Here is a 22386-nt window from a genome sequence, read left to right as displayed (position 1 = left end):
CTGAGAAATTACGTAAAAAGTTGAAGTCATTATAACATGTTTTAACAGGTCACTCAGGGACTTATCTTTTAAAAAAGCCCTCCTAAACCCGTGGGGGATAGGAAGGCTTTCGGAATCGATTTTAAATTGGTTTAGGGAGTCCACACGCCGTGCTCTTTATTACTGCCAACATACTCAATACGCGTTGGAGTAAGTTCAAGAATCACATAATTAGGGTCATCAGGCCCAGTAAACCATGGCTCCAGCTCTTTGTTCCACACCTTTGTGCGCAGCCCTTCATCCTTAGAAACGGCAACGGTGGCTTCAATCTCCAGCACATCTTTGCTTCCGCCTGACTCATATCCAAGCAGCAAAAAAGCATTCGGATTATTCGATAATTCCTCCACCTTATGAGTTTTGCGATTCGTAGCTAAATAAATCTTCAAACCCTCATGGAAAATGGCCATGTAACGTACTTTCGGCTTATTTCCTTCTTCGATCGTACCAAAGGAACCGAACTTGTTGTCATCCAATGCTCTAATAATGAGTTGTTCCAGTTGTTTGTTATCCATTACGTAAATCTCTCCCTTCAAGCATGTAAACAAAAGTTTATATATCCAAGCTCACCGTTTGGATTTATCATAACAATGGTGCTTATTATAATGTACCCTTCCGGTTCACATTGAATCCGACCTTACTCCATAAACTACTTTCAATATAAGGGGCTTACTTCGTGAAAAAACTGATCTGGATTGGCTGTCTTTCCTACTTTGTCATTGGCCTTGCTCATGTAGTGCTGGGATCTATTCTTCCCGTTCTGCTACAGCATTATGACCAAAATTATAGTGCCGGCGGGCAATTAATTTTTAGTCAATTCGCTGGTTTTTTGGCTGGTGTGCTTGTCTCTCCCCTACTCAATCGCCGTTTTGGGAAACGAGGAGGCATCATTATCGCCACCGCTCTTCTCCTGACTGCTGAGATTGCGTATGCTTTTCTACCCCCTTGGGAGTGGATGTATGTCATCGCTGTTGCAGCAGGCTTTGGTTTCGGCATGATCGAAGCCGTGATCGGCACCATCATCATCGGAGCTGTGATTGAAGGAACCGCGATCGCGATGAGCCGATTAGAAGTCCTATTTGGGATAGGCGCACTCGTGATGCCTCTTATCGCCAGTCCGCTCATTGCTACAAGAGCATGGAGATTGGCATTTCTAATTGTCGCTGGCTTCTCATTCATTTCCCTCATTCTCTGGGGAAGAGGCCATTTTGGGAATCTGCAGCGCATACTGGACGAGCGAGCACCTCGCAAAGTCTCAGTGTCCGCACATTCCTCGCAGTCCAGCACACAGCTTCCGTATAAAGGGAAACAATGGATTCTGCTGGGCATCTTCATCCTTTTCTTCTTTCTCTATGTAGGTACGGAGATGAGTCTGGTCAACTTTATGCCCGCCATCTTTATCGCCAAGCTAGGGATGACAGAATCTGCTGCGGCGCTGACAGTCACTTTCTTTTGGCTAGCTATGTCTACGGGAAGATTGTTTGCTGGAGTGATTGCAGAGAGAATTTCTTACCGTGTATACATTTTAAGTAGCTGTTTACTGACCTTGTTACTGCTGGCTCTTTTTCCGTTCACAGATAATCGATTAGCTGCATTCATCGTGATTATGCTACTTGGGCTATTTATGTCCGGTATTTTCTCCATAGCTCTAGTCTTCTCCAGCAAGATGCTACCAGGAGCCGAAGAATCAACACCCAGCATAATGATCGCTGCTGGAGGTGTCGGTGGAGCTCTGCTGCCCCTATTTATGGGCTGGTCTATGGACCATCTAAAAGTGGCACAAACTGCTGGGTTACTTGCCGGTTTTGCCGCCTTCTTGTTCTTGCTGAGCATTGCCACATGGAGATTCCAATCCAGACAAGCAGTGCAAAGAAAGAGTTCCAGTATTTAGAATGTTAATATGGTATCAACCTAATCCTTTTAGGGTAATGTCATCTATAAGCATATTCTGAGCACAAGGATGGACGATGAATGGATAAGCTTTCAACTGAGCCTTTATTACATACTGCGCTTATGCAGTTTATTTTTCCCTTTTCAATAAAAAAGGGCGATTCTAAGAAGCTTATCCAACAATTGCAGGATGATGGCTTCACACGTTTTTTTCTGGATAATAAAGAGTTAGAAAATGCCTATTACGGAGAAGATCACTGTGTTTCCCATGAACGGATGGAGCGCACCTATTTACCGTTTGCTGCACATATTCTTTTTCCACGCAAGAAGGACGTAGACTCTTTCCGCCGCTTTTCCAGAGTCAATAATCTGGACTGTATTCTAGAGATTCCTCAGCAGTCTATATTTTTTAAAATTCTCTCGACGGATATATTCATATGTCCTTTTCAGCTTGGATTTGTGACGATACGTGTCCAGCTTGAGGGGAATTCGATTCCCTTTAGTATTGCACTGGAATTCGCGGACCGCTTCCGGACGCTTGAGAATACCTTCGTACAGGATGACTACACCTATATCCATTGCGGAGAACAGACCTATGAGATGGTAGAGGATTTTGTCTTCCGAAATCTGGTGGATGGACTGGAGCCTTTTCTGGATCACTCGGATATCAATGGGGCTTATTTCGAGACCCTTCCCTTTTTCGTAGATGAAAGAATGCAGGTGCAAGCCTTTTATGGCTTTCAGAATGAAGGAGATTCTGATGAGATTAGTATAAATATGCGCTATCGCGCCTCTCAGCTTGATGGAATTGATCTGAAAGGGAAGCCCTATGCCAGTGCCAGCGATCCAGCGTATATTGCGAACTACTGTCATGAGCATTCCTATAATCGATGGGGCCCAGACTCGTATTATATGATGAATGAGCAGACCTTTTGCTGTCTGACCCGAGCTGAACCAAAGATCGCCGTTAGCCTGGCCAACCAGATGTACGGGCAATATTATTACGGATTTCTACTCAATATTTTCCACAAAATTGTTCTGCTAAAGCTGGCAAATATGCATTCCCGACTACGCATAAACCACGATTATGATGAGATCGACAATTTAATCTACTCGATTAATAAATTCTCGGCAAAGTTTTATTTCTTGGAGCTGATTTCACAGTCGCAAGGACGGGAGATTTTTCTTCAGCTGCGTAAAGTATACGGGAATGACGCTCTGTTCGAGGAAGTAAAAGAAACCTTGACTGACCTGTTTCAGTATCAAGATAAGTTCCAATCGAAGCGCCGGGATAATCTGCTGATGATCCTCACTGTATTTACGGTGGTAAGTGGGATTTATGGCATGAATCAAGTCATTGACGATCTGGATGGAAAGATTCAATGGAGTAAGATGGTTAGCTATTCCCCCTTTGAGTTTCTTGCTCTTTTCGTGATTATGAGCGGGATAATGATCAGTGTTGTCCTTACGCTAGGTGCTCTGGTTACTGAGCTTAAGCGGCGTCATCGCAAGAAACATAAAGATCTGGATTAATGAAAACGGACGGAGAGATTCGAAAAATTTAGGCGCGTGCTACTAGACATTCCGAGAACAGCCGTCTATAATACACCGTATGCAAGCATAAACGCCTTCAGCGTCCTTATAAAGACGATTAGCGTTTAAGCGAGAAATACCCGTTAACTTCATAGAACCAGGGGTGCTGGAATTGGCCGGCTGAGATTGTATCCCACAAGATACTGACCCTTATACCTGATCTGGATAATGCCAGCGTAGGAATCGCCAATTGGTTTTGGTCCCTGTGACCTTTACTAACCTTGCGCCAAGCCAGCGTCCCGATCACTCGGGGCGCTTTTTTTGTGTAGATCACAAAAGATGTAGAAGAAATGTACATACTACACTTTATGGTTCATGTTGGATGACGGGATCTGGCAACCTTAAAGGAGAGAAGAAGACATGCAACTCAAAAAAGCACTTATGCTTAGCCTCACCTGTATGCTCATTCTTGCGATTGCCGGATGCGGCAGCAACAATGGGAATACAGCCGGAAACAAAGGAAATGCTGCGGATTCGAATACAGCGACCGGATCAAATGCTCCGAAAGAGCTTACCAAAGTTAAGGTTGCACTGGATTGGACACCGAATACGAACCACACCGGTCTATACGTAGCCAAGGATCTTGGTTATTACGCGGAAGAAGGTCTGGATGTAGAAATCGTTCAACCTGGCGCAGCGGGTTCTGATACTATGGTTACCTCTGGCGAAGCCGCTTTTGGGATCAGCGCTCAGGAAGGATTGACTCTAGCCCGTCTACAAGGCGTTCCCCTTGTCTCGATTGCAGCCATTATTCAGCATAATACTTCGGGTTTCGCCGCTCCAGTAGACCGCAATATTAAATCACCAAAAGATTTTGAGGGTAAAACCTACGGCGGTTGGGGCTCTCCTGCTGAAGAAGCAGCCATGAAGGCGATCATGGACCCTGTAGGTGGCGATGTGAAAAAGGTGAAGCTAATCAGTATTGGTGAAGCTGACTATTTTACCGCAGTCAAACGTGACATTGATTTCGCTTGGATCTTCTACGCTTGGACTGGTATTGAAGCCGAACTGCGTGGTGAGCCTCTGGATATGCTTTACTTGAAGGATTATGCGCCTCAGCTCGATTATTACACCCCTGTGCTGACCACGAGTGAGAAGCAGATTTCTGAGAATCCAGATTTGGTGAAGGCTTTCCTGAAAGCCACATCCAAGGGCTATCAATATGCGATTGATCATCCAGAAGAGGCTGCCGCTACATTATCCAAGGCTGTGCCTGACCTTGATGCCGAGCTTGTCCTAGCTAGCCAGAAATGGCTTAGCCCGAAATATAAGGACGACGCCCCACGCTGGGGAGAGCAAAAAACCGAGGTCTGGCAGAATTACGGCGACTGGATGTATGATTTGAAGCTGCTGGACAAACCGCTGGATGCAGCTAGTGCATTCACGAATGATTTTTTACCGGCGGAGTAGACCGGACTTCCCAAGTTCGTTCAAGATTCGACGCCGAATCTGCGTCCTGAATTACATCGTTATCAAAGTTGGCTTTTTGAACTTACCTATTTCAATGAGAGTTCAAAAAGTCGACTTTCAGAACCAAGAAGGTTGAACGTTACTTGAGGAAGGAGGAACGGAGCGTAGTGATGTGCTACGTGAGTACCGGACTTCCCAAGTTCGTTCAAGATTCGACGCCGAATCTGCTTCCTGAATTACATCGTTATCAAAGTTGGCTTTTTGAACTTACCTATACAATTTGAGAGGATTGATTATTGTGGCTAATACATTATTAAGCATTCAAGTAATTCCTAAGACTCCAAACAATGAGGACTCCATCCCCTACGTAGATAAAGCGATTGAAGTTATTCAGAAATCCGGTGTTAAACATCAGGTGAATCCACTAGAAACCACTATGGAAGGTGAGCTTAGTGAGCTGCTGGAGGTTGTGCGTCAAATGCAGGAAGCGCTGATTGAAGCAGGCAGTCCTAGCGTAATCTCGCAGATCAAAATCGCTCATAATCCTAACGGAATCAGCATGGATAAATTGACGGAGAAATATCGGCCGTGAGATCGACCTGGAAGCTAATATGGCCGCCCCTTGTGGCGGTCGTCTTCTTTTTGACCGTATGGCAATTATCTGTTTCTCTATTCCATATTGAATCCTGGATTCTGCCGAGTCCTGCTGACATTGCTCGCGAATCCACCAGTAATGCCTCAGGTCTCTGGGCTCATACGATGGCTACGCTTCGGCTCACTTTAATAGGTTTCCCCATTGGTACAGGTGTGGGCTTGATCGTTGCTCTACTTTTGCATCTTTTGCCTTGGGCCAAACGGGCTTTTTATCCACTCATTATTCTGAGTCAAAATGTCCCCTCTATCGCACTCGGACCGCTGCTAATCATCTGGTTTGGATTCGGTCTTTTGCCCAAAATCGTGCTGATTACACTGGTATGCTTCTTCCCGGTAGCTGTCGCTGCAATGGGCGGCTTGTCTCAAAGTGATCAGGTCATGATGAATTATATGAAAATGGCTGGCGCAAGCAAGTGGCAAATCTTCACCAAGCTGGAGCTTCCGTCTTCTATCCCGGCACTATTTTCCGGTGTGAAAATATCTGCTACCTATGCGGTTATGGGAGCCGTGGTCGCTGAATGGATTGGCGCGGATAAAGGGATCGGCTATTATATGCTTCTGCAAAAATCGGCTTACCGTACGGATCGGATGTTTGTCGCTATTGTGATTATTGTGCTCCTTAGTCTTGTGCTTTTTGCGATTATCGCATTATTGGAAAAATGGTTAGTCCGCTGGAAACCGCGCCGTAACTCATAGAAAGGAAGATGCCTGTATGTCTCAAGCGACGCAAATAGAGCAAAGAACAACAGAAATCATAAGCTCTCCTGAAGCTCATACTGCACCACCTGCTCTTGAAGTAAGCGGCATCTCCAAGTCCTTCACCCATCGTCGCCGCGAGACGAACGTGCTCAACAACGTCTCTCTTAAGGTAGAGCAGCAAGAGTTCGTCTCGATCGTCGGTCCTTCCGGCTGCGGAAAAAGCACCTTATTCCATATGATCGGCGGACTAGTGAAGCCTGATACAGGAACGATCCGCATGAACGGCAAGGTCGTTACAGGTCAACGCGGTGAGATTAGTTATATGCCGCAGCAGCCTGCTCTTTTTCCTTGGCGAACGATTGAAGATAATGTACTGCTAGCCGGAGAAATCAAAGGTGCTCTGCAGGATGGAGCTCGTGAAGAAGCTCGCCAGTGGCTCGCTAAGGTTGGCTTGAATGGATTCGAACAGGCTTATCCGCATATGCTGTCTGGTGGGATGCAGCAGCGTGCTGCTTTTCTCAGAGCACTGCTGGCTCCGCAGGAGTTGATGCTGCTCGATGAACCTTTCAGCGCATTGGATGCACTAACTCGCAGTGAAATGCAGCGCTGGCTGCTGGAGCTGTGGGAGGAGAATCGCCGCTCCGTGCTATTCATCACCCATAACATCGAAGAAGCGTTGCTGCTCTCGAATCGTATTTATGTATTCTCCGGTCGCCCCGGCTCCATCCTACATACTGTTGACGTGCCATTTCCACGGCCACGCCGTGATGAGATTACGGATTCCCCGGAATTCCTTAAACTCAAACGACAACTGTCACAATGGATGCGAGAAGAACAGGCTAAAAGCGGGAAGCAGCTTTTTGAATAGCGACGCTCCACTCACTTTGAATGAGTGATTAAACAAAGAACCGCCCGGGCTTCAATTAGCCCAAGCGGTTCTTTTGTTTTAACCAGAATAGTAGTTAAATCTTATTGTGCTTGCACGAACTCAGCAGATTTAATTCCGGCTTGACGGCCGAAGATAATGATCTCAGCTACAGAGTTACCGCCGATCCGGTTTTGACCGTGCAATCCGCCTGTTACTTCACCTGCTGCAAACAGGCCAGGAATAGCTGCGCCTTCTTTATTTAATACTTCTGTATTCGTGTTGATCTTCACGCCGCCCATAGTGTAGTGAATCCCAGGTGCGATCTTAATAGCGTAGTATGGAGCGGTGGACAAGTCGTTGTCCATTCCTGTCGTTCTGCCAAATTCAGCATCGTTCTTGTTCTTTACTGCGCTGTTCCAAGTATCAAGTGTCTCTTTTAGCTTATCGGCTGGAACACCGATTTCTTTCGCCAATGCTTCGATGGTATCCGCTTGGATCACGAAGCCCATTTTGTCATATTGTTCAATTGCTTTCACGCGTGATTTGACGCCGGAATCAAAGACAAGCGTTGCCGCTTTTTCAGGAAGTGCATTGATCGCTTCGGTAACTTTATCACGTGTAGTCAATTCATTTACGAACCGTGTGCCTTCGCTATTTACGAGGATAGAACCTTCGCCGCGTACAGCTTCCCCGATCAGATAAGATTTTTCTTGTTGAACTGTTGGGTGAACCTGGATTTGATCCATATCAACGGTGGTTCCGCCAAGTGCCTCGATCATTTTGATGCCGTCACCGGTACTGCCGATTTGGTTAGTAGTAACGTAACCTTCCAAATCAGGTCTAACTGTAGAGATCATGTCCATATTAGAACCGAAACCACCGGTAGTGACAACAACAGCCTTCGCTGTAATGGTTTTTTCATCGGCTTGGTTAAAGAGTACCTTTACTCCGTCAACCTTACCATCTTTTTGGGTGATTTCCTTCACATCTGCGTTCACAAACAATGGAATTTCTTTTTCTTGTATATTCTTAACCAATCCTTTGACAAGGTATTGGCCTACCGCAGAGCCGTCTTCTGGGCGGTGAGTACGTTTTTCGTTCATGCCGCCTGTGATCGTGATATTGTTCAGTCTGATTCCGATCGAATCCAACCAATCAATAGCACTTGCGGAATTATCTACGAAGAAACGAAGCATCTCTTTATCGTTGGTGTCGTGACCACCTTTTAATGTCTCTTCATAAAATAAATCATTGCTATCTTTAATACCTTGATCTTTTTGGAATTTTGTTTCAGAAGCATTCATCCCCGATGAGGATTTACTTGTATTCCCGCCAGCAACTGGCATTTTTTCTAAAATAACCGGGTTCAAACCTTTAGCCTTTGCTTCTAGTGCAGCGGACATTCCAGCACCGCCGGCTCCGACAATAACGATATCATAGCTATCTTTTAATTGATCCAGTGGTGTGTAGCTAGCCTCTGATGCACCAGATACGGCTTCGGTTTTATCATTTTTAGCCGTCTCATTGACCTTACTCTTGTTCTCGTTGCCAGCACTATTACCTGCGCTGTTGCTATTACTGTTACCGCAGCCTGCGATCACGAGCATAACCGAAAGAATGAGAATAAGAGCAGCACTTGTTGTCTTTTTCACCTTTATAACGCCCCTTTGTGAATGTTTTCACATTTATAATAAAGCAAAGATACTATTTTGTGAAGGTTTTCTGTAATTAGTTATGATTACTGTCACATTTTCATGTATATTTTCAATTATTTTTTCATAAAATTCCTCCATTTCAAATACATCTCAGCTCCCTACTCAGTTATTAAAGCTGTGCCCTATATACTCTTATATTTCAAAAAAGCCACCCTTTCCAGGGTGGCCATCTGCCTTATTTCCTTATCCTTTTTCCATACAGGGTGTGCAGGCTTAACTAACTGAAATTCTAAAGGAATCCGTAGTTTGAGCGTTACTGGATCATTTAAGGTACATAAGCTATAACTTCAATTTCTACGAGCCCATCCTTAGGCAGACGTGCTACTTCAACAGCGCTGCGAGCAGGGTATGGCTGAGCAAAAAACCTTCCATAAATCTCATTCACCTTAAGAAAATCATTCATATCCTTTAGGAAAACGGTCGTCTTTATTACCTGATCCATGCTTGTACCCGCCGCTTCCAGTATGGCTTTGACATTCAGCAACGACCGTTCCGTCTGTTCCTCAACCGTAGCAGGAAAAGTCCCATTAACCGGGTCTAGTCCGAGTTGTCCTGAAGTATATAGGACGTTCCCAAGCTTTACAGCTTGAGAGTAAGGTCCAATTGCGCCTGGTGCATCCGTTGTTATTACAGTTTCTTTATGCATATTTGTCATTTTAAAAGACTCCTTTATCCAGCTTGTTCATTAGTGTTGCCGTCATATTCCTTTAGCATTTCTGCCTGTTGCTCTGGCGTTAACTTCGCGATACCGAATCCCGTGAAGCCCCATATCGTCGCAAAGATTATTCCTGTCCAACAGAGAACAGCCCAAGGTAAATAATGTAGCGTTGCAACACCCAGCGTACCCGCCATATAAGCACCTGCAGCTGTCCAAGGCAGAATAGGCTCGGTAATCGCCGCTGAATCCTCGATGGTACGTCCCAAGTTCTTCGGATGTAAGCCCCGACGGATATATGCTTCACGTAGCATTTCACCTGGCATTAAGATGGACACCTGACCATTACTTGTAACTCCGATCATCGTAAGACCTGTAACAATTGTTGCTACGATCATTGAACCTGTGGAATGGACGAACTTCAAAAGCTTATTAACAATCAATTCCAAGGACTTGGTCAGAGATATGGTTCCAGCGAACGTGATTGCACAGAAGCAAATGAGAAGTGTCCCCATCATGGAGTTCATTCCGCCACGATTTAGAAGACGGGGTACATCTTCAATAACGTTGGCAGAATCAAACCCAGCAACTTGAACCATAGAAATATTAAATCCATTAACAACAGAAGATACGACATCATTCAAAGTAAACCCCTGGAATACAAGTGCGTTAGCCATAGCGAACATAGAAGAGATCAGCATGACCGGTATTGTCGGTTTCTTCGTAATTGAACCATACAAGATGATTAATACGGGTACTATAAGCAGCAGATTAAAGTCATAAATTGTATTCAACGATCCCATGATTGTTCCAACCTTCTCCGGAACAATAGCGCCTGCGGCATCTGTGTTTAGGCCTGTAATAATAAAAACAACGCTTGCGACAATAAAGGAAGGAATTGTGGTATACAATAAATGTCCAATATGCTCATATAGATTGACACCTGTTGCTAACGCCGCAATATTAGTCGTGTCTGAAAGCGGTGACAATTTATCACCAAAATAAGCACCTGCAACTACTGCACCAGCCACTGCTGCTAGGTTTGCATCCATACCCGCGCCAACGCCCATAAAAGCAACCCCGATCGTTCCCGCTGACCCCCAAGATGTGCCCGTACAAAGCGAAACGGCAGCTGTCGCAATAAATGCGGTAATAAGCAGAAATTGTGGACTAATAATTTTCAATCCATAGTAAATCATCATTGGAATCGTTCCACCAACCATCCATGCCCCAATCATAAAACCAACCATGATCAGAATAAGAATGGCGGGCATCGTTTTCGCGATCTTACCAGCGATAGATTCTAGTATGTCGTTATAGCTATAACCAAGAATAATCGCGATAATACCAGCAACAACCGCTGAGGTAATAATAAGTGGTTCTGGTGGTAATTCAAACAACACATACCCTAAACTAAGTAGCACAATCATCGTAATAATCGGCAATAGCGCTAAGAACATCGTCGGCTGTTTCTTGACTCTTGGTGTTTCTGATTTGGACATGATTATTATCCCCCTTGATACGGATCTGAAAAAGGCTACTAACGAGGTCTTTCAAGGTCATTGATAAAGATTTTTTTATTATGAATTTTTTAATGGATAGGCCCGGTACAGCCGATGAAAAGCTTCTTGTAACATGGGCAGTGGCGTTGCAATATTTAAGCGAATAAAGCCTTCTCCTGATGCCCCAAAACCTGTTCCAAAGCTCACACTAACCTTCGCATCGGACTCAATCCACTGCTTTAGCTCTGCTTCGTTGGTGCTAATTGCCCTACAATCCACCCATAATAGATAGGTTCCTTCTGATTCGATCACGCGAAGCTCAGGCATATATTCAGCTATATAAACTTTCACCCAATCGATATTGGCCGTGATATAACCTCGTAATTCTTCCAGCCATTCATCGCATTCCGTATAAGCCACTTCTAATGCAGGTACTGCAAAAAAGGTTGGGTTATGACAGCCTGCTTGCTGTAAGCAATGTCTAAATCTCTCACGCAGCTGATCATTCGGAATCACGATGTTAGCAATTTCAAGGCTTGCAAGATTGAAGGTCTTCCCTGGGGAAGTACAGATAAAGGATCGCTGCTCTGCCTCAGTCGATATCTTCCCGATTATCGTATGCTCATGGCCAGCATGGATAAAGTCGGCATGAATATCATCCGATACAATATAAGCATCATATTTTGTACACAAGCTAACGATTCGTTCTAGTTCGGCTCGTGTCCATACTCGTCCAACCGGATTATGCGGTGAGATGAGCAGTACAATTTTAACCCCTTCTTGCATTCGCAACTCCATATCAGCAAAATCTATCTCATAACGCCCGTTCACTTCACGAAGTGGACTTTCCACTAATACGCGGTTATTTAGTTCTACCGATTTAGCAACCGGCTGATAGGCTGGCGTATGGATTAACACTTGATCACCTGGTTGAGTGAAGTTCTGAATGATCAGAGAAACCGCTTGCACAATACGAGGGCAAAACACGATCCATTCTTGCGGAACCTCCCAATCGTAAGCTTTTTTAATCCATCCCTGAACTGCCTCATAATAAGGTGGAAAAGGATCGGTATATCCATATATGCCATGCTTCGCCATCTCCGTTACTCGCTCTATCACCTGTGGAGGGGCTTGAAGATCCATATCCGCGACGGAAAGCGCTATCATTTCTCTGCCCAAAACTTGCGCCATACCATCCCACTTAGCGCAATTGGTCCCATATCGGCTAACAACCTTATCAAAGTCTATTGTCATCTAGCCCACTTCCTCTCTCGAGAGTTCTGTTTATTCTCACTTAATTTTTTGCAAATAACGATAAACTGTTGGCTCAGATATCATCAAGGTCTTAGCGACTTGAGAAACTCCACCTTTAAGTAGAAACACGCCCTGCTCGTTAAGTACTTTCACAAGTTCAATCTTCTCTTTCGAGGACAATCGCTCTGCCGGGACATTAATTTTACCAAGCACCGAATCAATCATGTGCTGGAGTAGGTCATCTACGTTTCCTTGTAAATACTCTTCCGTCTGCTTCTCTACAACCTCTTGTTGTTGTGGTATTAACGGTACTGGTGGAAGTGTTGATCCTCCTTGCAAAATGTTTTGTATCCACTCAGCTGCAACCTCCATATGCGTGACATCAATGTTAATACACATCATACCGACCAATTCGCTGCTGCTGTTTTTAATATAATAAGTAGCGGAGCGAAATACCTGACCTTGCGAACCACGCGCTTTATAGTTAGCAATAAACGGTTGCTCACGGTAGGACTCATCTTTCAACAGCTTAAGCACGAGATCTGTTGAACTATCGCCTACTTTACGCCCACTAATGTATCCGTTCTCAATAAAAATAATTGAACGCTCTGGATTGCTTATATCATGAATAACAACCTCACATTTTGAACCTATAATTGAAGCAATAAAAGAAGCAATTGGAAAATAGGACTCCAGGCAGCTGCGATCTTCTAACATGTGAGCATCTCACTCCTTTCGTTTTACGTCTTTTCTATTTTGATAATAATTTATTATCTTGATAAGATTTTATTACAACATTCTTAAAAAAGCAATCAGTAATATATTGGAATTGTTCCAGCCAATATTCTCTCTTAAATACTTAGGGCATGTTTCCTGTAAAGCGATAACAAAAAAAAGTCTTTCACTATTTCTACAAATTGCAGAAATAGTGAAAGACTATATTTACTGCTGTACCTTATTTCCTAATCATAGCTCGATACACGAATTTAGGAAGAACTGCTTGCCTGCGCCAGCGCGACTTTTGTCCTTTGGCCACAGGTGCGAATAAGAGTCGATGCAGCCACTCCAAATTGAGTTTCTTCCATATCGCAGGGGCTGGAGTCACTTTTCCCGCTATAACATCCAAGCTTCCCCCCACGCCAAACACAACCTTAACCTGAGAAAGCGCCTGTTTATGCTTATAAACCCACTTGTCAGAGTATGGAGCCCCCATCGCGACAATCAGCAAATCTGGCTGTGCGTGCTGAATCTCTGCCACAATGGCCGGTTCCTCTTCTTTAGCAAGAAAACCATTATGTCTTCCGGCAATTTTAACATTCGGATAAAGCTCTGTAATCTTTTCAACCGCTTTACAGCTGGTATGCTCATCCGTGCCTAAGAAATAAAAGCTCCAACCCAGCTTATTCCCTTGTGCGAGCAGCTCAAGAAGTAGTTCATACCCCGTAACTCGTTCAGCTATAGGGTCACCTTTTCTTCTCGATGCCAGCACAATGCCAATCCCATCAGGAGTAATCAAATCTGCCTCATGGAGGATGGTTCGAAGCAGCTCGTCCGACTGACTTGTTATCGTAATTTCCGGGTTCGCCGTAATCAAATGAAATAGCTTCGGTTCTCCGGATTGAATATGTTCTGTTAGATGAAGCGTTGTCTCATCAAGTGTTAGCTTTGAAAATGGAACGCCTAATATGGAGACTGTCCCAGCCATTTAATCACCTCTTACTGAAAAGTTCATTCCAGTATACCTTACCTTAATCTATTAGGATAGTCAGTGTCATCTTACAACGATATATGTAGTACCCTTTTGCCCTTGCCCAAATATAATGAAGCATCTAGTCATTTGAAGAGGGGGTTATATCATGGCGTTACCCACCATCATAACCACAGTTCCCACATCCGTACCCGTAGGAGATATTGAGGTAAATCCCATAACTAATCGGGTATACTTCGTAAATCCTAATACTACAGCCGGAACTGTCGGTGTTTTGAGCACCCTAACCAATCGGATCATTGCAAACATCCCGGTAGGTAGATTTCCACTTAAGCTTGCAATAAACCCAAGAACAAACCGTGTGTATGTCACCAACTTCCGCGATGGGACAATATCTGTAATTAACGGACGGACAAACCGTGTAATTAAGACCCTCCAAGTGGGCAGCAACCCTGATAGTGTTAGCGTTAATGTTCGAACGAACCTGATTTATGTGTCGAGTGCCTCTGGCATCGTAACCGTCATCGATGGCAGATCGAACAGCATTCGGACTACTATTCAGATCGGCGGCCGCCCTTCCGCGATCGTCATTAATAAACGTACCAATCGCATTTATGTAACAAATACGATAAACAACTCCGTATCTGTCATTAACGGCTGTACACAAACTGTGATCGCAACTATAAAAGTTGGCAACAATCCAGTGATCACACCAGCGCTAAATCCGGTAACAAACCGTATTTATGTAGCGAACAACTTAAGCCGCTTTCTTTCCGTGATCAATGGCCGCACCAACAAGCTCCTCAAGAATGTACAGCTTGGACGGCTACAAAGCGAGGTCATCCTTAATCCGCTTACGAACCGTGTTTACGTGTCCAGCGCTCAACAGGTTAAACAAGGGAAGCTTTTTGTGCTTAATGGAAATACCAATAAGGTGATCGCAACTAGAGTGTTATCTTCCTCCTCCAGCACATTCATCAACCCGATTACAAATCATTTATTTGTCAGTAATTTCAATAAGAACAGAATGTCCGTGTATAACGCCAGTACGTTTAAAAGAATTGCGGTTTTCCCCTCTGTAACAGGCGTAAATATTGCACTTAATCCACTATCGAACAGGTTATATGTCGCAAACGACAAATCTATCACAGTCATTCAGGATGGTCCGAGATTAACACATCGTTTTAAGTAATCTTCATAAATTAACATTAGCAAAAAAAGGCGCATCACCTATAAGGTGAGCGCCTTTTTGAATATAGACTAATGCGTTGTAACCTGCTTAGCAGCTACTTTCTTTGCATTCACTTTCTCTTCTGCCGTTTCCTTTGGCTGTACGCCTCTTTTAATAAAGAAGGCTAGAATAAATGCAATAATCGCTACGCCTACAGATACTAAGAATGCATCGTTAATTCCTTCAATAGTGGCTTTCGCAATGACTTGATTTTGTATACCAAGCAATTGGTCTGCCGAAGGTTTAGCCGTTAATTTACTTACAGCATCAGCGACCATATCCTTCACATGTGAAGTGGTACTGTTAGACATAATGGTTACGAGCAATGCTCCGCCAATCGCCCCTGATACTTGCTGAATCGTACTGTTCATGGCAGTACCATGCGGTGTATATTTGGCTGGGATCGAGTTCAGACCATTGGTCATAACTGGCATCATCACCATAGAGATCCCGAACATTCTCACAGAATACAGAATCATGAGTGTCGAATATTTAGTCGTTTCAGTCAAATCACTAAAGAAATACGTACTAATCACTACAATCGCTAGACCGATTAGTGCTAACACCTTACCGCCGAATTTATCGAACAATTTACCTGTGATTGGCGACATAACGCCCATAATTAACGCACCAGGCAACATTAGAAGCCCAGAATCCAGCGGTGAAATTCCTCTAATATTTTGCAGGTAGATCGGCATTAGCATCATCGCAGAGAACATTGCCATATTCAGTGTAATCGAAATCGCTGAAGATAAAGCGAACATCGGATATTTGTACACTCTGAAGTTAAGCATAGGCTCCTTCATCTTCAATTGGCGCATAATGAAAATCACTAACCCAATCGCTCCGATAATAAGTGCAGAGTAGACCATTGGATCATCCCATCCTTTGTTCCCCGCGGAACTGAAGCCGTATAGAAGACCCCCGAACCCAATCGCTGATAGAACTACGGATAAGAAATCGATCTTAATCGCCACATCTTTTTTAGGATCATGCAATTTAAAGAAGGCCAGAATAAACACCAATACGGCGATTGGAGCAATCATAAAGAATAGAACAGGCCATTCATAGTGCTGAATAATCCAGCCGGATAATGTAGGTCCGATCGCTGGTGCAAAAATCATAACCAACCCGAACATCCCCATAGCTGAACCACGTTTCTCAGGAGGAAAGGTTGTGAACAATACGTTCATTAATAATGGCATCATGATCGCTGCCCCTGAAGCCTGAACCATTCTGGCGATCAACAACACAGCGAAACTTGGAGCAAAGCCTCCGATAAAGGTTCCTATCGCAAATAATCCAATGGCGATTAAGAATAACCGTCTCGCAGTATACTTTTGAATCAAAAAGGCTGTTGAAGGAATCATGATCCCGTTCACTAGCATATAACCTGTTGATAGCCACTGTACCGTTGAGGCACTGACATCAAAATCCTTCATAATCGATGGTAAAGCTATATTGAGTAGAGTATTACTCAGTAAAGCAACAAAAGCACCAATCATGAGGATTGCCAATATCCCGTAAGACGCTTTGCTTTCTTTTGCTTTCATTTTGGAATCCTCCATTCTATAATCATACTAACGGTCCAAATTTGAACTCTAGTTACAAACCAGTGTACAATATAATACTCTCTTATTTCCTGCTTGGCAAGACAAAATTCATTTAAAATTGAAATTGTATTAAGTGGAAATATAAGCTAGTCTATATTGGAACAAAGAGTCCAGCTTAAAGGGGCAACTCAGATGATAAATAAACGCAAAGAGCAAGTGATTCATAAAGCACATGAATTATTTATTGAAAAAGGCTACCACGCCACATCCATTCAGGATATTTTGAATCATAGTCGGATCTCCAAAGGATCTTTTTATAACTATTTCCCTTCCAAAGCGGATCTCTTTAAGGCTGTATTTACGTCCATTCACGATCAGCTTGAAGAAGGGCGAAACTCGCTGCTCATTGGTCAAGATCCCTCTGACATTAAGATATTTGCCGAGCAAATTCAGTTGGTCATGAAAATTAATAAAAAAAATAAGTTGTTACAGCTTGTTGAGGATGCTCTGGTCTCCAATGATCCAGACTTAATAACGTTTATCAAAAAAACGAAGTTCAGCCTGCTAACCTGGGTATATGAACGTTTCCTTCATATCTTCCCTGCAGATAAGAAACCTTATTTACTGGATGGAGCCATCATTTTTAACGGGATTCTGCAAAATATGCTGCAAATCAACAGTGCTATGAATGAAGTCATCACTTCTGAGCAAATAATTAATTATTGCACCACTCTTATCCAAACTATTGTTGAAGAAGTAAGTCAAAGAGGCATTCAGCTCATCTCCCCGGATCACGTGGACAAGTTATTGCCCGCTTCGGAATACACTGACTTTTTCAATAATGATTTATCTTTTGCGACCATAAGCTTGAAGAAAATTTTAGAGAGATCCTTTGCGCCCGGTGACGCGAACCTCACTAATTATCTAAAGCTGTTATACTTTATCCAGGAAGAAATCATGAACAATAAGGAACCAAGACAGTTCTTAATCGAAAGCGCTCTGCTATCCTTAAGGACATGCCCTAATCTAAATGAAACCAAAGAGTTTAAGCATTATCAGGATGTATTATCTAAAATGCTGTAAACACTAACTAACAAAAAGTGTGGTGAAGCATTTGTTCAAGCTATTATTAATCGAAGACGACACGACGCTGTTTAATGAGATTAAAGAGCGACTTACGCAGTGGTCTTATGATGTGTACGGCATTCAAGATTTCAGCAATGTCACGCAGGAATTTATAGAGATCAAACCTGATTTAGTTATCATCGACATCCAATTACCTAAATTCGATGGATTTCATTGGTGCCGAATGATTCGCTCCCACTCCAACCTTCCGATTATCTTCTTATCTTCCCGTGATCATCCTACGGATATGGTGATGTCGATGCAGCTTGGAGCCGATGACTATATACAAAAGCCCTTCCATTTCGATGTACTCATTGCCAAAGTACAAGCGATTCTTCGGCGTGTCTACAATTACAACACAGATAACATCGAACTCAAGACATGGTGTGGAGCAACCGTGGATTATGAGAGAAATCTATTGACCCATAACCTGGGATCGATTGAGCTTACGAAAAATGAGATTTTTATATTAAAATTGCTTATTGAGAAAAAGAATAAAATCGTCACCCGCGAGGAATTAATCAATAGCCTTTGGGATGATAAACGTTTTATTAGTGACAACACCCTTACCGTCAACGTAAATCGGCTTCGAAAGAAGCTGGATGAGCTTGGATTAGGTGTTTTCATTGAGACGAAGGTGGGACAAGGGTATATGGCCATCGAAGAGGAAGCACTATGATTAAAAAGTATCTCTTGGAAAGAATCAGCTGGATTATACTAGTTCTCTTTACCAATCTATTTATACTCTTTGTTACCTATATGGATCCATCCATCCCACTCTCTTCGGTTCTCTATGTGATCTCTTTATCGATGTTTTTTTTCCTGATGTTCTTAATCCTTCGCTATCCCAGAGAAACCAGGTTTTATAAAAGCTTAGCTGAGCGGGATGATGATCTGGATGTAACAAGTATCGCTACCCCCGAAAGCCCGTTTGAGAAAATTATTGAAGAGAGCATCACCAATCAAGCTAAATGTTTAAAACAAGCAGCTTCGAATAATCAGATAACGTTAGAGCAGGAAAAGGATGAACTGTTGTCTTGGATTCACGAGGTGAAAACCCCTCTGACAGCGATGCATCTAATGATTGAGCGTATGGAAGATGAAGGAATGAAGAAAAATCTGACCTATGAATGGCTGCGTATTCACCTTCTGCTGGACCAACAGCTTCATCAAAGGCGAATTCCTTTTATCGAGAATGATTTATATATAGAACATATCGATTTAGAAACGCTAATTTTCGGGGAGATCAAGACGCTGCAATCCTGGTGTATTCAGAAGGGCATTGGCTTTGAACTGAACTTGGAGGTAGCTGAAGTGCTTAGTGATGCCAAATGGCTAGCTTTTATCCTCCGACAACTCCTAACCAACGCTGTAAAATATAGCGAAGCATCAGATATTACAGTGAACAGCTATCAGCAAGATGAGCATATCGTTCTTGAGGTGAAGGATGGTGGGCGCGGAATAGATCCCAAAGATCTGCCTCGCATATTTGATAGAGGATTTACTTCCACAACGGTACATCGTGACAATGCCGCCACAGGCATGGGATTATATTTAGCTAAAAAAGCAGCCCAATCCTTGTTGATCGTTATCGGAGTTGAGTCGAGGCTCGGATTAGGAACGACATTCACTTTAACCTTCCCGCTCAAAAATGAATTCGTGAAGCTCTCAAGCGTGTGACAACAATGTCACATGCTTTTTTATTTTGTTCGGGCAATCGAAGGATAAGAACGGTAAAGCCTTTTATAATAAAGCTTATAGAAAAGGGGAGTGAATCATTATGGCAATTCTAGAAGCCACTAAAATTCATAAAAGCTACGGTAACAAATTAAACAAACAATCCGTGCTGAGCGGCTTAGATATTTCAATAGAGGAAGGCGAGTTTGTCGGTATTATGGGCTCTTCCGGTTCAGGAAAGACCACACTGCTTAACGTTCTTTCGTCAATTGACCAGATCAGCAACGGATCGATTACCATCGAGGGTAATGAAATTTCTAATATGAAAGAAAAGCAATTAGCTGAATTTCGGAAGAATCATTTAGGCTTTATTTTTCAAGAGTACAATCTCTTGGACACGCTGACGGTGAAGGAAAACATCCTCTTACCGCTATCCATTACCAAAACACCCAAGAAAATCGCCAATGAGAAATTTGAAAACGTCGCGCGGGAACTGGGGATTTTAGAGTTAAAGAATAAGTACCCGAATGAAATTTCCGGTGGGCAAAAACAACGTACCTCTGCGGCTCGGGCCTTCATTCATGATCCAAGCATTATTTTTGCTGACGAGCCTACGGGAGCTTTGGATTCTAAATCTGCTTCTGATTTGTTAAACAAGCTGAGTGAACTCAATCAAAGACGGAAAGCAACAATCGTTATGGTTACACATGATCCGGTGGCAGCGAGTTATTGCAGCAGAGTTATTTTTATAAAGGACGGTACGATCTATACGCAGTTGAATAAAGGGGAACAATCAAGACAAGTGTTCTTCAACGATATCATAAAAACACAAGGTGTATTAGGCGGTGTGCAGAATGAGCATTAATGTACTGATGCTTCGAAATCTGCGAAAAAACATCAGAAATTACTACCTGTATGTGTTTGCTCTCGTTTTTAGCGTGGCCTTATATTTCGCCTTTGTTACGTTGCAATACGATCCTTCAATGGATGCGGTAGAAGGCTCGGTCAAGGGTGGCGCAGCAATTAAGGCTGCCTCGGTCTTACTGGTCGCAATTGTATCCATTTTCCTGTTATATGCTAACACCATCTTCATCAAACGCCGGGGGAAAGAAATTGGCCTGTTCCAATTAATCGGGATGACCAAGGGTAAAATATTTCGAATTCTTTCGGCAGAGAACTTCATTCTATATTTCGGATCTTTAGTTCTAGGGATCGCCGTAGGCTTTTCTGTTTCAAAGTTAATTCTCATGATTCTTTTTAAAACGATAGGGGTCGATGCGATAGCCTCCCTTCGTTTTTCTGCTCCAGCCCTGATTCAAACGCTGATTGTATTCTTTGTAATCTATCTCTTAATCATGCTGATGAATTATAGCTTTATTAAAAGACAGAGCATTTTATCCTTATTCCGGGTGACCTCAACCACAGAAGGCAATGTGAAAAAGCTGTCTATCTTTGAAATGATTATAGGGATCGCTGGGATTGGATTGATTCTGCTTGGCTATTCGATTTCATCTCGATTGTTTAGCGGAGACTTAACATCAATGACTGAGCTATCTATAGCCATGATCACTATTCTGGCTTCAGTTATCATTGGGACTTATCTTTTTTATAAAGGCTCTGTAAGCTTTATCTTTCATCTCATTCGCAAAAAGAAAAACGGGTATCTGAATATTAAAGAGGTGTTGTCACTCTCCTCCATTATGTTCCGAATGAAATCAAATGCCGTATTACTGACCGTCATTACAACGGTATCAGCGCTGGCGCTAGGTTTATTATCCTTGAGCTACATTTCGTTCTACTCTGCTGAGAAAAGTGCGAAGCTCTATGTTCCGTCAGATTTTATTCTTACGGATATCCAGGAGGCTGAACAATTTAAAGAGGCATTAACGGCTGAAAATTTGATGTTTACAGAAAAAATAACCGAAGTCATTCAAGTGGATGTCAATATAGAGAAGCTTCTGGGCGAAAATTCCAAAGCACTCGGTATGATGTCAAATAATATGGCTCTTCCCGTCATCAGTGAAAATTCATTAGAGGGCATTGATCTATCCCCGGATGAGACCTATTTTACGAAGACAAGTAGTGCAATGGAGAAAATAATTACTATGAATGATCAGGGTGACATTGAATTAAAGGGACAACATGAAGTCATTCCGCAGTTTTATAAAAGAATTGATATCGAAGCCCCCGTTTTATTCTATTTCACGGGTGGCGGCTTACCCCTTGCTATTGTAGACGACACGACCTTTGAACGCTTAAAGAAGGATCTAGATCCAGCCCTTCAAAAAAAGTCCTCTCTTAATATCAGCATTGATATGAAGGACCGGTCAAGCGTTGAACACGCTAATGAGCTTTTTCAGAACATGAAATTTAAAAAAGACAGCAAATACGACTCTCAACTGGAGACGAAAAACAATCAAAAGCAAAATATGGGACTTATCATGTTTATCGTTGCCTTTCTGGGGCTAACCTTCCTGATTACCTCCGGATGTATACTTTACTTTAAACAAATGGATGAAAGTGAGAATGAAAAGTCCAATTACACGATCCTGAGAAAGCTTGGTTTTACGCAGGGTGATCTGCTTAAAGGCATTCAGGCGAAACAATTATTTAATTTTGGGATTCCGTTAGTCATTGGATTGCTTCACAGCTACTTCGCCGTAAAATCAGGATGGTTCTTCTTCGGTACAGAGCTTATGACGCCGATGATTCTGGTGATGCTGCTATACACCGCCTTATATTCGATTTTTGCAGTGCTATCCGTGTTCTATTATAAAAAAGTGATTAAAGAGTCGCTTTAAAATAAAGAGGGTATT

Annotated in this window: 20 protein-coding genes and 1 riboswitch; of the genes, 12 read left to right on the top strand and 8 right to left on the bottom strand. The window is 43.0% G+C overall.

Annotated features, from left to right (window positions below; all coding sequences use genetic code 11):
• Window positions 1-131: 131 nt before the first annotated feature.
• Window positions 132-551 carry a pyridoxamine 5'-phosphate oxidase family protein gene (locus tag ACN6MV_RS02125; protein WP_042123646.1) on the bottom strand — a complete coding sequence of 140 codons (420 nt, stop codon included), beginning with the start codon at window positions 549-551 and terminating at the stop codon, window positions 132-134.
• Window positions 552-712: 161 nt separating this feature from the next.
• On the opposite strand from ACN6MV_RS02125, the gene ACN6MV_RS02120 reads away from it, so the two are divergent.
• The 6 genes from ACN6MV_RS02120 to ACN6MV_RS02095 all read left to right on the top strand — a co-directional run bounded on the left by ACN6MV_RS02120 (window position 713) and on the right by ACN6MV_RS02095 (window position 7150).
• Window positions 713-1927 (top strand): MFS transporter, encoded by a 1215-nt coding sequence (locus ACN6MV_RS02120; RefSeq protein WP_419885601.1) that lies wholly within the window; start codon window positions 713-715, stop codon window positions 1925-1927.
• A gap of 80 nt (window positions 1928-2007) precedes the next feature.
• Window positions 2008-3459, top strand: a complete 1452-nt coding sequence (locus tag ACN6MV_RS02115; protein ID WP_419885600.1) for a hypothetical protein — start codon at window positions 2008-2010, stop codon at window positions 3457-3459.
• A 149-nt stretch (window positions 3460-3608) separates the two neighbouring features.
• Window positions 3609-3719: riboswitch (TPP riboswitch) on the top strand.
• Window positions 3720-3879: 160 nt separating this feature from the next.
• Entirely contained in the window at window positions 3880-4929 is a 1050-nt protein-coding gene (locus tag ACN6MV_RS02110) for an ABC transporter substrate-binding protein (protein WP_419885599.1), read from the top strand.
• 298 nt (window positions 4930-5227) lie between these two features.
• Entirely contained in the window at window positions 5228-5521 is a 294-nt protein-coding gene (locus ACN6MV_RS02105) for a thiamine-binding protein (protein WP_036682688.1), read from the top strand.
• Entirely contained in the window at window positions 5518-6279 is a 762-nt protein-coding gene (locus tag ACN6MV_RS02100; RefSeq protein WP_042123637.1) for an ABC transporter permease, read from the top strand. The genes ACN6MV_RS02105 and ACN6MV_RS02100 overlap by 4 nt, the downstream gene beginning before the upstream one ends.
• Before the next feature lie 16 nt (window positions 6280-6295).
• Window positions 6296-7150: an ABC transporter ATP-binding protein gene (locus ACN6MV_RS02095; RefSeq protein WP_081953973.1), complete on the top strand. Its 855-nt coding sequence runs from the start codon at window positions 6296-6298 to the stop codon at window positions 7148-7150.
• A 101-nt stretch (window positions 7151-7251) separates the two neighbouring features.
• Here ACN6MV_RS02095 and ACN6MV_RS02090 read toward each other — a convergent pair whose 3' ends face one another.
• The 6 genes from ACN6MV_RS02090 to ACN6MV_RS02065 form a co-directional block, all read right to left on the bottom strand.
• Complete coding sequence (locus tag ACN6MV_RS02090) at window positions 7252-8802, bottom strand: flavocytochrome c (protein WP_375104591.1); 1551 nt, start codon at window positions 8800-8802, stop codon at window positions 7252-7254.
• Window positions 8803-9130: 328 nt separating this feature from the next.
• Complete coding sequence (locus ACN6MV_RS02085; RefSeq protein WP_375104590.1) at window positions 9131-9520, bottom strand: RidA family protein; 390 nt, start codon at window positions 9518-9520, stop codon at window positions 9131-9133.
• Between the two features lie 14 nt (window positions 9521-9534).
• Entirely contained in the window at window positions 9535-11022 is a 1488-nt protein-coding gene (gene nhaC / locus ACN6MV_RS02080) for a Na+/H+ antiporter NhaC (protein ID WP_419885598.1), read from the bottom strand.
• Window positions 11023-11100: 78 nt separating this feature from the next.
• Window positions 11101-12276 (bottom strand): MalY/PatB family protein, encoded by a 1176-nt coding sequence (locus ACN6MV_RS02075; protein ID WP_042123631.1) that lies wholly within the window; start codon window positions 12274-12276, stop codon window positions 11101-11103.
• Between the two features lie 36 nt (window positions 12277-12312).
• On the bottom strand, window positions 12313-12993 hold the full coding sequence (locus ACN6MV_RS02070) for a helix-turn-helix transcriptional regulator (protein ID WP_076116579.1): 681 nt from the start codon (window positions 12991-12993) through the stop codon (window positions 12313-12315).
• Between the two features lie 238 nt (window positions 12994-13231).
• A complete protein-coding gene (locus ACN6MV_RS02065) occupies window positions 13232-13981 on the bottom strand; it encodes a WecB/TagA/CpsF family glycosyltransferase (RefSeq protein ID WP_375104588.1) in 750 nt (249 codons plus the stop codon).
• Between the two features lie 151 nt (window positions 13982-14132).
• Here ACN6MV_RS02065 and ACN6MV_RS02060 point away from each other — a divergent pair, with 151 nt between their 5' ends.
• A complete protein-coding gene (locus ACN6MV_RS02060) occupies window positions 14133-15176 on the top strand; it encodes a YncE family protein (RefSeq protein WP_419885597.1) in 1044 nt (347 codons plus the stop codon).
• 68 nt (window positions 15177-15244) lie between these two features.
• On the opposite strand, the gene ACN6MV_RS02055 is transcribed toward ACN6MV_RS02060, so the two are convergent.
• Window positions 15245-16768 carry a DHA2 family efflux MFS transporter permease subunit gene (locus ACN6MV_RS02055; protein ID WP_419885596.1) on the bottom strand — a complete coding sequence of 508 codons (1524 nt, stop codon included), beginning with the start codon at window positions 16766-16768 and terminating at the stop codon, window positions 15245-15247.
• A 192-nt stretch (window positions 16769-16960) separates the two neighbouring features.
• Here ACN6MV_RS02055 and ACN6MV_RS02050 point away from each other — a divergent pair, with 192 nt between their 5' ends.
• From ACN6MV_RS02050 to ACN6MV_RS02030, 5 genes are all read left to right on the top strand, one after another.
• Complete coding sequence (locus tag ACN6MV_RS02050) at window positions 16961-17851, top strand: TetR/AcrR family transcriptional regulator (RefSeq protein WP_419885595.1); 891 nt, start codon at window positions 16961-16963, stop codon at window positions 17849-17851.
• 31 nt (window positions 17852-17882) lie between these two features.
• On the top strand, window positions 17883-18572 hold the full coding sequence (locus ACN6MV_RS02045; protein WP_042123624.1) for a response regulator transcription factor: 690 nt from the start codon (window positions 17883-17885) through the stop codon (window positions 18570-18572).
• Window positions 18569-19573, top strand: a complete 1005-nt coding sequence (locus ACN6MV_RS02040) for a sensor histidine kinase (RefSeq protein WP_042123621.1) — start codon at window positions 18569-18571, stop codon at window positions 19571-19573. Before ACN6MV_RS02045 ends, ACN6MV_RS02040 begins: the two co-directional genes overlap by 4 nt.
• Window positions 19574-19673: 100 nt before the next feature.
• The gene (locus tag ACN6MV_RS02035) at window positions 19674-20435 is read left to right on the top strand and encodes an ABC transporter ATP-binding protein (RefSeq protein WP_042123619.1); all 762 of its coding nucleotides are present in this window, start codon (window positions 19674-19676) and stop codon (window positions 20433-20435) included.
• A complete protein-coding gene (locus ACN6MV_RS02030; protein ID WP_419885594.1) occupies window positions 20425-22371 on the top strand; it encodes an FtsX-like permease family protein in 1947 nt (648 codons plus the stop codon). Before ACN6MV_RS02035 ends, ACN6MV_RS02030 begins: the two co-directional genes overlap by 11 nt.
• Window positions 22372-22386 lie beyond the last annotated feature (15 nt).

The sequence above is a fragment of the Paenibacillus sp. B-A-8 genome (assembly GCF_048572915.1).
GTDB lineage: Bacteria > Bacillota > Bacilli > Paenibacillales > Paenibacillaceae > Paenibacillus_AQ.
The sequence above is the reverse complement of the archived record's forward strand: the minus strand, read 5'-3'. Positions and strand labels throughout refer to the sequence as shown.

Excerpts from the sequence above, each read along its gene's own strand:
- ACN6MV_RS02125 (WP_042123646.1), bottom strand. The coding sequence starts at position 551 with ATGGATAACAAACAACTGGAACAACTCATTATTAGAGCATTGGATGAC.
- ACN6MV_RS02115 (WP_419885600.1), top strand. The coding sequence starts at position 2,008 with ATGGATAAGCTTTCAACTGAGCCTTTATTACATACTGCGCTTATGCAG.
- ACN6MV_RS02110 (WP_419885599.1), top strand. The coding sequence starts at position 3,880 with ATGCAACTCAAAAAAGCACTTATGCTTAGCCTCACCTGTATGCTCATT.
- ACN6MV_RS02095 (WP_081953973.1), top strand. The coding sequence starts at position 6,296 with ATGTCTCAAGCGACGCAAATAGAGCAAAGAACAACAGAAATCATAAGC.
- ACN6MV_RS02085 (WP_375104590.1), bottom strand. The coding sequence starts at position 9,520 with ATGACAAATATGCATAAAGAAACTGTAATAACAACGGATGCACCAGGC.
- nhaC (WP_419885598.1), bottom strand. The coding sequence starts at position 11,022 with ATGTCCAAATCAGAAACACCAAGAGTCAAGAAACAGCCGACGATGTTC.
- ACN6MV_RS02075 (WP_042123631.1), bottom strand. The coding sequence starts at position 12,276 with ATGACAATAGACTTTGATAAGGTTGTTAGCCGATATGGGACCAATTGC.
- ACN6MV_RS02070 (WP_076116579.1), bottom strand. The coding sequence starts at position 12,993 with ATGTTAGAAGATCGCAGCTGCCTGGAGTCCTATTTTCCAATTGCTTCT.
- ACN6MV_RS02065 (WP_375104588.1), bottom strand. The coding sequence starts at position 13,981 with ATGGCTGGGACAGTCTCCATATTAGGCGTTCCATTTTCAAAGCTAACA.
- ACN6MV_RS02060 (WP_419885597.1), top strand. The coding sequence starts at position 14,133 with ATGGCGTTACCCACCATCATAACCACAGTTCCCACATCCGTACCCGTA.
- ACN6MV_RS02055 (WP_419885596.1), bottom strand. The coding sequence starts at position 16,768 with ATGAAAGCAAAAGAAAGCAAAGCGTCTTACGGGATATTGGCAATCCTC.
- ACN6MV_RS02050 (WP_419885595.1), top strand. The coding sequence starts at position 16,961 with ATGATAAATAAACGCAAAGAGCAAGTGATTCATAAAGCACATGAATTA.
- ACN6MV_RS02040 (WP_042123621.1), top strand. The coding sequence starts at position 18,569 with ATGATTAAAAAGTATCTCTTGGAAAGAATCAGCTGGATTATACTAGTT.
- ACN6MV_RS02035 (WP_042123619.1), top strand. The coding sequence starts at position 19,674 with ATGGCAATTCTAGAAGCCACTAAAATTCATAAAAGCTACGGTAACAAA.
- ACN6MV_RS02030 (WP_419885594.1), top strand. The coding sequence starts at position 20,425 with ATGAGCATTAATGTACTGATGCTTCGAAATCTGCGAAAAAACATCAGA.